Consider the following 15,139-nt stretch of genomic DNA (forward strand, 5'->3'; position numbering starts at 1 on the left):
TGATTAGTTATCGGCCTGACCAATATAAAAATCGTGGCGCAAGGAGAGGCCGAACATGTCTGTGCGGAGGATGACAGACCGATTGTCGCTGCTTGCGCTGGCCTTGGCCTCGCCGCCCGCCGCGGCGCAAGAGATCCGCACCGTTGTCGCCCTTGATTCTGGTTGGCGCTTCCATGAGGGTGATGCGCCCGGTGCGCAGGTGGCGGATTTTCCGGATGAAGCGTGGGCAGCTGTCACGGTGCCGCATACGTGGAATCGGGTCGGGTATTACCGCAGCGCGCTCGGCGGCGCGAATCGCGAGGACAATGTCCAAAAGCGGCAGGGCGTGGGCTGGTATCGACTCCATTTCGCGATCCCGCCAGGCCGGGCGCCGCAGCGACACTGGCTCGAGTTCGATGGCGCAAGCCGTACCGCCCGCGTGTGGCTGAACGGTCGGTATCTTGGCGAGCACCGTGGAGGTTTCGCGCGTTTCCGGCTGGATGTCACGGCCGCAATTCGCAAGACCGGAGGCAACGTTCTGGTCGTTCGGGTGGACAATACGCGACCGGAAGCAGGCGGTCCGACGGCGGACGTCCTGCCGATCACAGGCGACTTCTTCGTGCACGGCGGGCTATATCGTTCGGTGCGGCTGATCGCCACGGCGCCCTTGCATATAGACATGACGGATTCCGGCGGCCCCGGCATCCGCGCTACGTCTACAATGGCTTCGACCGATGGCGCGGCTGTCGATGTCGTCGTCCGCGTGGCCAACGATGGCGCGCGGCGCGAGATGGGCTCGGTCAAGGTCACGCTGGTCGATCGTTCCGGGCGGCAGGTCGCGACGACGGCGCTGCCGACCGATCTGGCGGCTGGCAAGCTGGTTGAACTGACCGGCAAACTTGCGGTTGCGGCGCCGCACCTCTGGAACGGGACGCAAGATCCCTACCTCTACGATCTGGTCGCCGAGCTTCAGGGGGCGGATGGCAAGGTCATCGACCGGGTGCGCCAGCCCTTCGGCATCCGGACGATGGCCGTCGATGCGGATCGTGGATTCCTGCTGAATGGCCAGCCCTATCGGTTGCGCGGCGTCGGCTACCATCAGGATCGTGACAGCAAGGGATGGGCGATCAGCCGCGACGATGTCGAGCAGGACGTCGCCACCATGCGCGAGATGGGCGTGAACTCCATACGCCTGACGCACTATCAGCACGGTCAGGACATTCACGATATTGCCGATCGCGTCGGGTTGGTGGTGTGGGACGAGATCCCGCTGGTCTCCGCCTGGACGCTGGGTGGCAAGACCGATCCGGACCCCGCGCTTGTCGCCAATGCGCGCCAGCAGTTGACCGAGCTGGTTCGCCAGAACCAGAACCATGCCGCCACCGCCATTTGGAGCATCGCCAACGAGGTCGATTTCGGCAATTCCTTTCCCGCGTTTCTCACCGGGTACAAGGACGGCAAGGCGCCCGACCCCTTGCCGCTGCTGAGAGAACTGGACGCCCTTGCGAAGCAGGACGACCCCTCGCGCCCCACGGCACTGGCAACCTGTTGCGAGGGAAGACTGTTCGCGTCTGACGTATCGATTCCGACGACCGCGGTGGCGGCGGACCTTGGTGGTGCCAACAGGTACTTCGGCTGGTACTTTGGCAAGCCGGCGGATCTAGGCCCGCATCTGGACGCGCTGCATGCCATCCGGCCAGACCAGCCGCTGGCACTGACCGAGTATGGCGCGGGCGGGGCTCTGACCATCCATACCGACAACGTGCTGGGCGGGCCTGCGGACTCACGGGGGCGGGCGCAGCCCGAGGAGTACGAAAGCTATATTCACGAAACGGCGCTGGCGCAGATCGAGGCGCGGCCCTGGCTCTATGCCACGTGGCTGTGGAACGCGTTCGATTTCGCCACCACCATACGCAACGAGGGCGACGCGCAGGACATCAACACCAAGGGCCTCGTGGCTTATGATCACGCGACCCGGAAGGATGCCTGGTACTTCTACAAGGCGAACTGGAACCCGCAGCCGATGGTTCACATCACCGGCAAGCGCTATGTCGACCGCGCCTACCCGGTCACTGCCGTGAAGGTCTACAGCAACACGGCTAGCACCGAGCTGCTGCTAAACGGCCGTTCGCTTGGGGTGAAGGCCGATTGCCCGCAGAAGGTTTGCGTGTGGGACTCGGTGGTGCTTGATGAAGGCGCCAACGCACTTGTCGCACGTGGAGCCGATGCCGGAGGGCAGGTCGAAGACACCGCTGCATGGAACCTGTCGCCCGAAACGCGTCGGCACATGGTGATCGATACCGGCACGCTGGTTGCCGGGAAGGGCAATGGCCGCGTGCTGGGATCGGACAACTGGTTCGAAGGGGGCGCTGTCGCCTCGCTTGATGCGCCAGCCGACTACGGCAAGCCCGCCATTCCCGCCGAGATCAACGGAACGGATGAACGCGACGCCTTGGCCACTTACCGTCACGGCACGTTTTCATACCGCGTCCCGGTTGCCGACGGGCGTTATCGCGTAACGCTGTGGTTCGGAACGCCCTCGACGCAAGAGCCCGGTGCATTCGACGTGAAAGGCGGTGGCAGGACCCTGCTACGCGGTTTCGCGCCTGCCATCCCCGTTGCCGGGGCTGTTGCGCAGGCCAGAACCTTCAAGCTTCGCGCGAAGAGCGGCCTTGCACTCGATTTTATTGCGCGCAGCGGCGAAGCGCGAGTCTCGATGATCGAGATCGAGCGCCTGCGCTGACCCCGCCATCCCCGACACGGAAACAAAGCTCATGCTCAGGAAGCTCCCACTGCGCTGGTGGATCATCGCGCTGATCACGCTCGGCACGATCCTCAACTACCTTGCGCGCTCGACGCTATCGGTGGCCGCGCCAACGCTCAAGGCCGAGTTCGCGATGACCACCGAGCAATACAGTTGGATCGTTCTTGCTTTCCAGGCAAGCTACACGGTGATGCAGACGGTCGCAGGGGCGGTGCTGGATGCGCTGGGCACGCGGATCGGCTTCTTCGTCTTCGCGGTGGGGTGGGCGCTCAGCAACATGGCGCACGCCTTTGCCACCGGATGGATGAGCCTCGCTGCCTTCCGGGCGGCGCTCGGCGCGTCCGAGGCTGCGGCCATCCCCGCAGGCACCAAGACGGTGGCGCAGTGGTTTCCGCCGAAGGAACGACCGCTGGCTACCAGCCTGTTCCAGATGGGCACCAGCGTTGGCAACATGATCGCGCCGCCGCTCGTCGCCTTCTGCATCCTTGCATGGAACTGGCAGGCAGCGTTTCTCGTGACCGGCGCGCTCAGCCTTTGCTGGGCTGGCCTTTGGTGGCTGGGCTATCGCGATCCCGCAGACCATCCGCGGCTTTCAAAGGCTGAACGCGATGCGGTGGCGGCGATGAGCCGGCCTGATGACGCCAAACCTGCGACACGGGGCGACGTGCTGCGCAGCCGCTCGTTCTGGGCAATTGCCTTGCCCCGCTTCCTGGCGGAGCCCGCGTGGCAGACCTTCAACTTCTTCATCCCGCTCTATCTCGTTGCGGTGTGGAAGCTGGATCTTAAGTCCATCGCGCTGTGGGCATGGCTCCCGTTTCTGGCCGCGGACTTTGGCAGCCTTGCGGCGGGCCTCCTGCCGCCATGGCTGATGGCGCGGGGCAGCACGATGCTTGCGTCGCGCAAGATCGCCATGACTTTGGGTGCGCTGTGCATGGTTGGCCCCGCCTGCATCGGTCTGGCCACATCTCCAGAGATGGCCATCGCCTTGTTCTGCATCGGCGGCTTTGCCCACCAACTGCTGAACGGCGCGCTGATCACGCTGTGCGCCGACGTGTTCGACAGTCGCACTGTGGGCACGGCAAGCGGCATGGCGGGCACGTCGGCTTGGGTCGGGGGCATGTTGTTCACGCTGCTGATCGGGCAAGGCGCGGACGTCTTCGGCTATAACCCGCTGTTCGTGGCGCTGGCCGGGCTCGATTTGCTGGCGGCAGCGGTGCTGTGGGGCTTGCTCAGGAATCCCGCGCCGGAATCGCGCCCCGCCGCATGATTGTCCACCCGGCGAGCGCATGGCCGTCGATCGCGGCCTGCGCGGGCGCTTCACCGCGCAGCCGGGCTGCGAGATAGCCAGCGTTGAACGCGTCACCTGCGCCGCTTGTGTCGATCGGCGCAAGCACCCGCTCGGGCGCCATCACTCGGCCGTCGGGCAGTCTGCAGCCTTCGGGACCGAGCTTGACCACAGTCTCGGTGCAGCCCAGGTTCTGCCAATGCGCTGCGACTGCTTCGGCGTTGCGCTCTCCGGAAAGCAGGGTTTCGTCCTCGAGCGTGGGCAGGCCGATCGTCGCCAAGGCAATCGCCGCGTCGCGGGCCGCCCGCGCGCTGGCGACATCGCCCCACAGGCGAGGGCGATAATTGCCGTCGAAGGCGACCTGGCCGCCGCGTTCCCGCACCGACCGTGCCAGCGCCAGCAGCGCACGGCGCCCGTCCTCTGGCAGCACCGCCAGCGAGACGAGCGAAAAGGCCAGCAGGTCCGCTCCCTCAGCACGAGCGGTGGCTGCTTCGATGCCCTCGCACGTGAAGATCCGCCGGGCGGCGCTTTCGCCGCGCCAGTAGGTGAAGCTGCGCTCGCCCGCGGTGTCGCAGGTGATGGCGTAGAGCCCCGGGTTGCGCGCCGGATCGACAAGAACGAGGCTCGTGTCGAGCCCTTCCGCCGACCACCGCTGCATGAGGTCGGCACTAAACGGATCAGCCCCGAGCGCAGTGAGATAGGCCGTGGGCACTCCCGCGCGTGCAAGGTGGATCGCGGTGTTCAGCGTGTCTCCGCCATAGGCGAGCTGCCACGCGGGGCCGTCTTGCGACAGCTCCAGCATGGCTTCCCCGACAAGGACGACCCGCACCTAGCGACAGGCCGCGTTGGCAGCACCGGGTACGGCGAAGAACGCGATCGAATGGCCCGGCACGGTAACGCCTGAAGGCACCGCAACGCCTTCGAGCCCGATCAGCGTCAGGTCTGCCGACAGGGCAGGGGCCTTCCCGTTGACCAGCACGCTACGCGTATCGATCGGCTGGCCCGTCATTGTCCAGCCGATCGCCTTGGCGCCTAGATCCAGGCGCTGCGCCATCTCGCCGGTGTTGAGAGCTATCACTGCAACGCCTGCCTTCTTGCCGGCAAGGCAATGCGCATAGAGCCGGAGGGCCGGAGAGGGCGAGTGGGGGGAGGCCAGCACCGTCGTTCCCATTGTCCGCCGCCACAGCACGGCCGCCCAGTAATTGGGGCGGGGCGTCAGCGTGTCGCGATCGATCAGTGCATAGTCGCTGGCGGCCAGCGTGTTGTGCATGAGCACCTGCAGGCCTTGCTGGGCAAGGGCGGCGTTCTGATCGAGGTAGCGGAAGGTGTCGAGGAACGTCGACGCCCACGGGCTGCCGCCGCAAGCTGCTTGCGCCGTCTCGGTGTTCCACATCGGCTTGCCGGGTTCGTGCTTGTCTCTCAGCGCGGCATAGTAGGCATAATCGCGCAGTGTCAGGCCGAGCCATTTCGCGGTCAGGGCGTCGCTCTTGATTGCAGTGCCGATACCGAGCCCGACGCAGCGCTGGGAGACCGAGCCGTAGAAGTGGTAGGATACCGCGTCGACGCTGCCGGGGTTTGCCTTCATCATGTCGTCGGTGCTGACATGCGATCCCATCTCGGCAGGCACCGGCACGTCCTTGAGCAAGCCCGCTTCACCGACGCCGCCGACGCCAAGGATCTTCATATCCGGTGCGGCCTTGCGCGCCCAGTCGCGGAACAGGCGGAATTCGGCGCCGTAATTCGCGGCGGTGTAGCCCTTGGGCATTTCCGGCGCGGCGCTGGGCATGTTGGCTTCGTTGAAGAACTCGGCTGCATAGAGGGTGCCGCCCGCTTCGCGCGTCAGGTCGAGACGGCGCTGCGCCTGGCTCGTGGTCCAGACGCCATCGGGGCCGCGCGTGCCGTTGCTGACGGCAAAGCTGGTGACGATCGGTGCATCGACCGCCTTGGAAAACGCGACGACGTTCTTCCACTGATCGCGCGTCAGTACCTGCACGAAGCCTGCGGGCGGGGCGGCAAGGTGCTCGCCCTCGGCCTCCAGGTAGGTGTTGTTGGCCCAGGTGCCGCTGACCCGCAGCAGGCTTGGCCCGAGTGCTTTTGCCAGCGCGACGAGCTTGGGGTCGGACAGGTCGATGGGCGGGCGCTGGCGATAGCGCTCGTCGGCCGGGCCACCATAGGGCGCCCAGAACCGGCCGCCGGTCACTTCGACCATCTCTACGTTGTAGCCCTGGTAGCGTTCGCTGACAGTGCCGATCTTCTCCAGCTTGCCAAGCTGAAGCGAGGCCGACGGCACCTTCGCCGCGCCGGTAAGCGCCGCCAGCGCGGTGGCCGAAAGCAGGATATTGCGCATCATCTCACCAGTTCCACATGGTGCCGTCCTCCAGTCGGGCGACTGGCAGATAGGCGGGTTTGTAGGGATATTTGGCGGCCAGTTTCTCGTCGATGTCGACGCCGTGGCCGGGGGTTTCGCCGACGAACAACTCGCCCTTCTCGAACCAGTAGTCATGCGGGAAGACCGCATCGGTTTCCTCGGTGTGGCGCATGTATTCCTGGATGCCGAAGTTGGGCACCCAGGTGTCGAAGTGCAGGGCGCAGCCCATGGTGACAGGTGACAGGTCGGTCGCGCCATGGCAGCCCGTGCGAACCTGGTAGAGGCTGGCGAGATCGGCGATGCGGCGCAGATGGGTAAGGCCGCCCGCGCCCACCACGGTCGCGCGGATGTAGTCGATCAGCTGGTTCTGGATCAGGTCCTTGGCGTCCCAGATCGTGTTGAAGATCTCGCCCACGGCCAGCGGCGTGACGGTGTGCTGGCGCACCAGCTTGAACGCTTCCTGGTTCTCCGCCGGCGTGCAGTCCTCCAGCCAGAACAGTTGGTACGGCTCCAGCATCTTGCCAAGGTTGGCAGCTTCCTGCGGGGTGTAGCGGTGGTGGCCATCGTGGAGCAGGTGATGGTCGAAGCCGTAAGTCTTGCGCAGTTCCTCGAACAGCTTGGGCACGTAATTCAAGGCCTTGCGCGTGTCCCACCCCGTAACCGAGGGCAGGGAGGCGTCGGCCGGCTCGTAGTAGAGCTTGCCGCGGCCCACACCGTAGGCATCCTTGATGCCCGGAACGCCCGCTTGCGCGCGGATCGCCTTGTAGCCCATGTCGATGTAGTGGCCGACGGCCTCGACCGTTTCGGCGATGTCGCTGCCGTTGGCATGGCCATAGACCATGATGCCGTCGCGGCTGCGGCCGCCGAGCAACTGGTACAGCGGCATTCCGGCCATCTTGGCCTTGATGTCCCAGAGCGCCATGTCGACCGCCGCGATCGCGCGCATCGTTACCGGGCCGCGGCGCCAGTAGGCCCCGCGATAGAGGTACTGCCAGATATCCTCGATCCGGCGCGGGTCCATGCCGATCAGGCACGGGGCCACATGCTCGTTCAGATAGGCGACGACGGAAAGCTCGCGGCCGTTCAGCGTCGCATCGCCGATGCCGTAGACGCCCTGGTCGGTCTCGATCTTCAACGTCACGAAGTTGCGGCCCGGACAGGTGACGATGACGCGGGCGGCGGTAATTTTCATGACTCGGGAACTCGCTTTCAGAGGGTGCAATGTGGTAATACCGATTGACGGACCAATTTCGGTCTGTCAAGTTCTGAAAATTGGTATTACCAGAAGGGCGCCATGGCAAACGTGAAAGCGAACGACCGTCTCTACCAGGATCTCGCGCGTGCGCTGCTCGATGAACTGGCGCAGGGGCGATATCCGGTCGGCACCCGCCTTCCGGCAGAGCGCGATCTGGCCCTGCGCTTCGAGGTCAGCCGCCCAACGGTGCGCGAAGCGATCATCGCGCTCGAAGTGCAAGGTCTTGTCGAAGTGCGCATCGGCTCCGGTGCCTATGTCCGTCGCCTTCCGGGCGAGGAGGATCGACCCGGCTTCAATGTTACTGCGTTTGAACTGACCGAAGCGCGCCTGCTGTTCGAGGGCGAGGCCGCCGCCCTTGCCGCTACCCAGGTGACGGACGCGGATGTCGCCGAGATCGAGGTGCTGGTCCAGCGCATTGCCGAGGAAAATCTCGACCCCAACGGCACCGAGCGGGCGGACCGCGAATTTCACCTGGCCATCGCCCGTGCCACCCGCAACCATGCCGTCTTCAACGTCATCGAGCAGCTCTGGGATCTGCGCGCAACCTCGCCCGAAGCGGCCTTGCTGCACGAAAAGGCGCGCCATGCCCAAGTGAAGCCGGTGGTCGAAGAACACGCCGCCGTGCTCGAGGCGCTGCGTGCCCGCGATCCCAATGCGGCGCGGGCCGCCATGCGCAGCCACCTTTCCGCCGTGCTGGAAGGTCTGTTGTTCGCCACCGAGGAACGTGCGCTGGCCGAAGCGCGCAAGGCGACACAGGCCAAGCGCGAACGATATGCAAAGGCAACCGCCTGAACCCTCATGAAAGCCTGAAATGCCCCGCAATCTGGAACTACACCCCGACCGTCTGTTGCCGGTCGAACCCTCGGTGCGCGCCTTGGCGCGGGAACTTTATGCGCAGGTCAAGGGCCTGCCCATTATCAGCCCGCACGGGCATACCGATCCGCGCTGGTTTGCGGGCAACGAAACCTTCGGCAATGCGACCGAACTCTTGCTGGTGCCGGACCACTACATCTTCCGCATGCTCTATTCGCAGGGCGTGGCGCTGGAAGATCTGGGCGTGCGCAACCCCGGCGTCGATCCGCGCGCGGCCTGGCGGCTTTTTGCCGAGCGCTACGGACTGTTCCGCGGCACGCCTTCGCGCATGTGGCTGGACTGGGTCTTTGCGGAGGCTTTCGGCATGGGCGCGCAGTTGAGCGGCGAGACGGCTGACCTCTACTTCGACACGATCACCGAAATGCTGGCGAGCGACGCCTTCCGCCCGCGCGCGCTGTTCGAGCGCTTCAACATCGAGGTTCTGGCCACCACCGAAAGCCCGATCGACACGCTCGAACATCACGCTGCGATCGGGGCATCGGGATGGCAGGGCCGGGTCGTCACGGCCTATCGTCCAGATCCGGTGGTCGATCCCGAGTTCGAAGGTTTCCGCGCCAATATCGATACGCTGTCCCAGCTAACGGGCGAGGATTGCACGACGTGGAGCGGCTATCTTGCCGCACATCGCAAACGTCGTGCCTTCTTTGCCACGATGGGGGCGACCAGCACCGATCACGGTCACCCCACCGCGCTCACGGCGAACCTGTCGCGGGGGGAAGCCGAGCGGCTGTTCGACGTTGTTGTATCGGGCAAGTTCAGCGCCTTTGATGCCGAATTGTTTCGCGGGCAGATGCTGACCGAAATGGCGGCGATGAGCCTCGACGATGGGCTGGTCATGCAGATTCATCCCGGCTCGTTCCGCAATCACAACACCCAGTTGTTCGAACGGTTCGGTCGCGATAAGGGTGCCGACATTCCGACGCGCACCGACTTCGTCCATGCGCTGCAACCGCTGCTCGATTGCTTCGGCAACCGCAGCGACCTGTCGATCATTCTCTTCACGCTCGACGAGAGCGCCTACGCGCGCGAACTCGCGCCACTGGCGGGCCACTATCCGTGCCTCAAGCTCGGCCCCGCATGGTGGTTTCACGACAGCCCCGAAGGGATGCGCCGCTTCCGCCGCATGACGACGGAAACGGCAGGCTTCTACAACACCGTCGGCTTCAACGATGACACGCGGGCCTTCCTCTCCGTCCCGGCACGCCACGACGTGGCCCGTCGTATCGATTGCGGCTTCCTCGCCGAATTGGTGGCCGAGCACCGCATCCAGGATTGGGAAGCTGCGGAACTGGCGCAGGACCTAGCCTACAACCTGGCCAAGAAGGCGTACAGGCTGTGAGGCTTTCCGACGCGGCGCTGGCAAATCTCCCTGCCGATGTGAAGCGCCCGCAATATGGCCGCGATGCGCAGAAGGTCGGCATCGTCCATTTCGGCATCGGCGCGTTCCATCGCGCGCACCAGGCGTGGTATACCGATGTCGCGATGAACGGCGGCGACCGCGACTGGATGATCAGCGGCGTTTCGCTGCGCTCCCGCACCGTGGCAGAGCAGATGAACCCGCAAGACGGCCTCTACGCCGTGGCGGAACGATCGGGGAAAGGTGAGGCGATCAGCCTCGCTGGCGCTGTGCGCAACGTACTCGTTGCGCCCGAAAACCCGGCTGCGGTCGTGGCAGCGGTGGCGGACGCCCGGACGCATATCCTCAGCTTCACCGTCACCGAGAAGGGCTATTGCCGCGACGAGGCGGGCAAACTCGATCTCGCAGTGGCAGACATGGGCAGCTTCTATCCGCTGGTGACGCAGGGACTGGCGCAACGCTTGGCGGCGGGCAGGTCGGGGCTGACGCTGATCAGTTGTGACAATCTGGCCGACAACGGCGAGACCTTGCAGGCCCTGCTAGGACAATACATCGACCGCCGCGCGCCACACCTGACCCGATGGTTCGAGGAAGAGTGCGCCTGCCCATCGACAATGGTCGACCGTATCGTGCCTGCGACCACCGATCAGGATCGTGGGCGTGTTGCCCAGCGCCTCGGCAGCGTGATCGACGAAGCTTGTGTCGTGACCGAGCCGTTCAGCCAATGGGTGATCGAGAACCGGTTTGCCGGACCGCGCCCGCGTTGGGAACTGGCGGGGGCCGAACTGGTCGAAAGCGTCCGCCCCTACGAGACGGCCAAGCTGCGGATGCTGAATGGTGCGCATTCACTGCTCGCTTATTGCGGACTCGCGGCTGGACACGCCTTCGTTCACGAGGCGATTGGCGACCCGGCGTTGCGGCGGCTTGCTGAAATGCTGCTTTATCACGAGGCTGCGCCTACGATCTCGACCGCTCCGGGACAGGATCTGACGGCTTATGCTGCCAAGCTCGTCGACCGTTTCGCCAATTCGGCACTCAACCACCGCCTTGTCCAGATCGCGATGGACGGCAGTCAGAAGATCCCCCAGCGCTGGCTGGCGACTCTCGCCGAAAACCGCACCGCTGGCCGCAGCAGTCCGGCCATTCTCAGCGGCCTTCGCGCCTGGTTGCGCCACATCGCCGGTGACAATGTTGCGAAGTGGGGCCCGATCGAGGACCCGCTCGCGCCGATGTTCGCGACGATCCTTGCAAGTCACGGCAGATCGGCGCTTGCCGCGATGCTGCTTGGCCGCAACGGTGCGGTCAGTGGCAGGCTCGGACTTGCAGACGATGAACTGGGTTTGTTGGGCAGTTGAGCCTGGCTACGGCAAGCACGCCCATCGACGAGGCGCAGGCGTTATGGGCCGAGCCAGCGGATCCAGGCACCATAGGGATGTACCACAGCGAGTTTTGCGCGGTGTCCGCCCGGCCATGTCGTCAGGATAAGTTCCACTTCGTGGCGTGCGGAGTCCCATTCCAGCGCGATGCAGGCAAGGGGGCTCCGTGCCGTTGACGCTGCACCGGCTGCTTCGAGGATTTCGGAGAGCGCGGACCGGCGATCCTGCGGCAGATACTGGTGGAACATCGTGTGGACTACGGTGCGGCAGACGCCGTCCATCCCCGGTGAGGCAAGGCTCGCTCGCAGCCAGTCGATCGCATCGTGCCGGACAACGTCCACCGGATGCAGCCGGGCGAGCATGATCGCCTGGCGCTGGCGTTCGAGCCGATCACGCTGATCTGCCCATATAAAGGCCAGAAGGCGCTCGCAGTCGTCAGGATCGTTTGCGTCGGGCGGAGCAAGATCGACGCCCCGCGCCCTGATGATCCGGGCGGGGGTTCCGGCCGGTGCCTTGCCAAACCATTGCGGCCGGATGATCACTGGCGAGGCGGGATCGCCGGCGCTGATCCCGCCAAGATCATGCGAATAGCGGGCGAGATTGAGGTTGAGGCCCGCACTGGCGCCAAGTTCCAGCAGGTCGATCGCATTTCCGTCGCGCATTGCCACCAGACGCAGCGCGGCCATGATGGCGGCGCTGCGGGCGATCTCGTTGGTCTGCGTGGGTCTTGCCAGCCAGCCCGTCAGCATGGTGTCGCACTGGCGCATGGCCTGCGCCACCGCGTGTTCGCAGTTGCCGTCGAGCCTGGCGTAGGCGGCGGAAAGCGCCGGGACGCTGCCGATACGCGCAACATGGTGCAAGCCCGCGTTGAGCCGCAAGGCTGCGGCCGAGGAAAGGCGGTCACTCGGCCAGCTGTCGAGAATGGCCTTTACCTGAGGGGCGAGATGCAGATTGCGGGCCGCCGCGCCGAGGACATCGGCGATGAAGGGAGAACCCAGTTCCCGCGCAAGCTGGCTCTGCCGCAAGAGATCGTCGGCAGCGGTCCGGGCCGCCGCGACGTGATTGACCTGAAAACCCATCTCGACCTTGATCGTTGCCACCCGCGATAGTCCATAGTGGCGATTATCAAGTCGGACGTGAGAAACGGGTTACGTGATAGTACCTGCAGCACCTGCGCAGGTCTCCATCGAGAAAATGTAACTTCACCAGCGTGATGGTTGATCCGGCTAACTACATATCGCGCGATACGGGATGATTCACGACGGCTCGCTAAGCCGCTCTTCATCACATCACGGATGAGAGCAAAATGCGCGCTTGGTCACTTTATGTATCGACGGCTGTTCTGACGACACTTTCGTCCCCGGCCATGGCATCGGAATCCACCGTCGTAGAGCCTCAAACCAAGGCTACTGTGGCTGCCGATCGGGCTCCGCCCGCTGCCAAGTCCTTCAGCACGGGCGTTGCCAAGGGCCGCGACCTGCTCGACAGCGCCATTTCAGCGAGCACGATCGATGCGATCGACATCCCCAAGGTCGGCACGATGTCGGTCGCTGGAATTGTCGGCAACCTGCCCGGCATTCGTGCGGAAACCTCTGGCGTCGATGGCTTTTCGTCGCTCACCGTTCGCGGGCTGCCGCTGGCCGCCGATGGCACCAAGTACCTTCAGATCCAGGAGGACGGATTGCCGATCCTGGAGTTCGGTGACGTCCACCTCGCCGGTACCGACACGTTCCTGCGCACCGATCTCGGGCTGTCACAAGTCCAAGTGATCCGCGGTGGTTCGGCGTCGACCTTTGCCTCGAATTCGCCTGGCGGATTGATCAACCTGATTTCGAAGACCGGCGAACGTGAAGAGGGCGGTGTCCAACTGTCCGCTGGCCTCGACCACGATCTCAAGCGGATCGATTTCGAATATGGAGCACCTCTGGGTGAAGGCTGGCGCTTCCATGTCGGGGGCTTCTATCGCGAAGGCGAAGGTCCGCGCGAGATAGGCTACACCGGGATCCGCGGGGGCCAGTTCAAGGCCAATGTGACGCGCCAGTTCGCGGGCGGCTTTGTCCGCATCTATGGCAAGTATCTCGATGACCGGCAGGCAAACTACTCGCTGTTCCCGGTCACGGTCGGCGGGACCAACGCTGCCCCGACGTTCAGCAACCTGCCCGGCACCGATGCCAGGCGCAACACGTCGCTGTCGCCCTATACTGCGTCATTTCTCAACGTCGACCAGAACAACAATCCTGTCACGAACGACGGCCGCAACGGCATTCGCGGGGTGGTCAAGTCGGTTGGGCTCGAGGCGCAGTTCGAAATCTCGGACTGGACCGTCAGCAACAAGTTTCGGTTCGCAGCGAACAGTGGCGATTACAACGAAAACATCTCATTGTTGACGTTACCGGCCGAAACGATGGCCGCAACGCTTGGTGGCCCCGGTGCCGTTCTGACTTATGCAAGCGGTCCAAAGGCCGGCGAGGCCCTGACCGATCTCTCCGGCCTCAACGGCAATGGCTTGCTGACGGTGCCGCTCTACATCCACGCCCGGCTCAACAACCTGAACAACGTGACCAACGATGTGCGTGCCAGCCGTGTCTGGACGCTCGGGGACGGCAAGCTGACGACGACGGCCGGTCTCTATGCCTCGTCTCAGAACGTTGACATGTATTGGACGTTCGCAACCGGTCTGGAAGGCTTCGCAGCAGGCGGCAGCACGACTCGTTTCAATGTGACCACCGCCAACGGCCTGCCGCTGACGGACGGCGGCATTCTGACATACGGCTTTCCTGCATTCCTGGGGGTTCCGCTTTCAACTTATCACCGTCGTTACGACGTGAACTATCGGGTGATCGCGCCTTACGCATCGAGCAACTACCAGTTGGGCAAGCTGTCGGTGGGCGCCAGCCTTCGCCTGGACTACGGCAAGGTGTCCGGCCTGCTATATGGAGCAGACCTTGGCGGTGGCCGCAACGGCACCGGGACGGTCGATCTCGACGGCAATGGGGTCATTTCGATTCCTGAAGCACAGGTTGCGGTTCTTCCCCTCTCGCAGCCTGGCAACGTCGATTACAAGTACCACTACCTGTCCTATTCCGCCGGTGTGAACTATCGCATCGCCGAGCCGATTTCGGTGTTTGCCCGCTACAGTCGTGGCGGTCGCGCAGCGGCTGAGCGTGTGTTTTTCTCGCCTCAGCACGATCCCGCCGGCGGCGGGCTTACCGATCCGTCGATCGCCTATGGCAGGGTCAAGCAGGCCGAAGCCGGGGTCAAGCTGCGCCACGAGGGTATCAGCGTGTTCCTGACCGGCTTCTGGGCAACGACCAGCGAAAGCGGCTTCCAGATCGGCGCAGATGCCACCGGCGCTGCAAAAGTGATCAACTTTAGCCGATCGTACAGTGCCAAGGGGCTGGAACTCGAAAGCGAAATCCATCGTGGTCCGTTCAGCCTGGCGCTGGGTGCCACGTATGCGAAGTCGAAGATCGATCAGGATACGACCGATCCCACGCTCAATGGCAACCGGCCTCGCCACCAGCCGTCGCTGTTCTTCACTGCACGCCCGCAGTTCGAGCAGGGTATCGTGACGGTTGGTACCACCATCAACGGCACGACCAGCAGCTTTGCGCAGGACAGCAATATCCTGAAGCAGCCCGGTTATGTGATTTTCAATCCGTTCCTGTTCGTGCGGCCCGTGTCGCGGGTCGAACTGGGCCTGACCGCGTACAACGTGTTCGACAAGCTGGCCTTCGTGAACATTTCGTCCGCGGCCATTCCCGCCAGCGGGGTCGTTAACGCGCAAACGCTGAACGGGCGTACCATCACCGGGACGGTCCGCTTTTCGTTCTGAACTCTAACGGGCGCGCCTGGCTCCAGCGCCGGGCGCGTTCGCAACAG

General features: G+C 64.3%; 10 protein-coding genes. 6 read left to right on the plus strand and 4 right to left on the minus strand.

The features are described 5' to 3' along the window. Positions 1 to 70: 70 nt before the first annotated feature. Entirely contained in the window at positions 71 to 2,722 is a 2,652-nt protein-coding gene (locus K3A84_RS10635) for a glycoside hydrolase family 2 TIM barrel-domain containing protein (RefSeq protein ID WP_225009312.1), read from the plus strand. 31 nt (positions 2,723 to 2,753) lie between these two features. After that, positions 2,754 to 4,010: an MFS transporter gene (locus tag K3A84_RS10640; protein ID WP_225009313.1), complete on the plus strand. Its 1,257-nt coding sequence runs from the start codon at positions 2,754 to 2,756 to the stop codon at positions 4,008 to 4,010. Here the strand turns inward: K3A84_RS10640 and K3A84_RS10645 are convergent. The 3 genes from K3A84_RS10645 to manD are packed head-to-tail and all read right to left on the minus strand — an operon-like array spanning position 3,973 to position 7,588. Beyond that, positions 3,973 to 4,830 carry a sugar kinase gene (locus K3A84_RS10645; protein WP_225009440.1) on the minus strand — a complete coding sequence of 286 codons (858 nt, stop codon included), beginning with the start codon at positions 4,828 to 4,830 and terminating at the stop codon, positions 3,973 to 3,975. The genes K3A84_RS10640 and K3A84_RS10645 overlap by 38 nt on opposite strands. 27 nt (positions 4,831 to 4,857) lie before the next feature. Then, on the minus strand, positions 4,858 to 6,378 hold the full coding sequence (locus K3A84_RS10650; protein WP_225009314.1) for a hypothetical protein: 1,521 nt from the start codon (positions 6,376 to 6,378) through the stop codon (positions 4,858 to 4,860). 1 nt (position 6,379) lies between these two features. After that, entirely contained in the window at positions 6,380 to 7,588 is a 1,209-nt protein-coding gene (gene manD / locus K3A84_RS10655) for a D-mannonate dehydratase ManD (RefSeq protein WP_225009315.1), read from the minus strand. A 102-nt stretch (positions 7,589 to 7,690) separates the two neighbouring features. Here manD and K3A84_RS10660 point away from each other — a divergent pair, with 102 nt between their 5' ends. Genes K3A84_RS10660 through K3A84_RS10670 form a run of 3 tightly spaced genes read left to right on the plus strand, consistent with a single transcriptional unit; the run spans position 7,691 to position 11,236 of the window. Next, on the plus strand, positions 7,691 to 8,443 hold the full coding sequence (locus tag K3A84_RS10660; protein ID WP_225009316.1) for a FadR/GntR family transcriptional regulator: 753 nt from the start codon (positions 7,691 to 7,693) through the stop codon (positions 8,441 to 8,443). 19 nt (positions 8,444 to 8,462) lie between these two features. Then, positions 8,463 to 9,863, plus strand: a complete 1,401-nt coding sequence (gene uxaC / locus K3A84_RS10665; protein ID WP_225009317.1) for a glucuronate isomerase — start codon at positions 8,463 to 8,465, stop codon at positions 9,861 to 9,863. Further along, on the plus strand, positions 9,860 to 11,236 hold the full coding sequence (locus K3A84_RS10670; RefSeq protein ID WP_225009318.1) for a mannitol dehydrogenase family protein: 1,377 nt from the start codon (positions 9,860 to 9,862) through the stop codon (positions 11,234 to 11,236). The genes uxaC and K3A84_RS10670 overlap by 4 nt, the downstream gene beginning before the upstream one ends. A 41-nt stretch (positions 11,237 to 11,277) precedes the next feature. Here K3A84_RS10670 and K3A84_RS10675 read toward each other — a convergent pair whose 3' ends face one another. Further along, the gene (locus K3A84_RS10675; RefSeq protein WP_225009319.1) at positions 11,278 to 12,357 is read right to left on the minus strand and encodes a DUF2332 domain-containing protein; all 1,080 of its coding nucleotides are present in this window, start codon (positions 12,355 to 12,357) and stop codon (positions 11,278 to 11,280) included. Positions 12,358 to 12,563: 206 nt separating this feature from the next. Between K3A84_RS10675 and K3A84_RS10680 the strand changes: the two genes are divergently transcribed. Further along, on the plus strand, positions 12,564 to 15,092 hold the full coding sequence (locus K3A84_RS10680; RefSeq protein ID WP_225009320.1) for a TonB-dependent receptor domain-containing protein: 2,529 nt from the start codon (positions 12,564 to 12,566) through the stop codon (positions 15,090 to 15,092). The last annotated feature ends 47 nt before the right edge of the window (positions 15,093 to 15,139 follow it).

The organism is Novosphingobium percolationis (assembly GCF_020179425.1).
Taxonomy (GTDB): Bacteria; Pseudomonadota; Alphaproteobacteria; order Sphingomonadales; family Sphingomonadaceae; genus Novosphingobium; species Novosphingobium percolationis.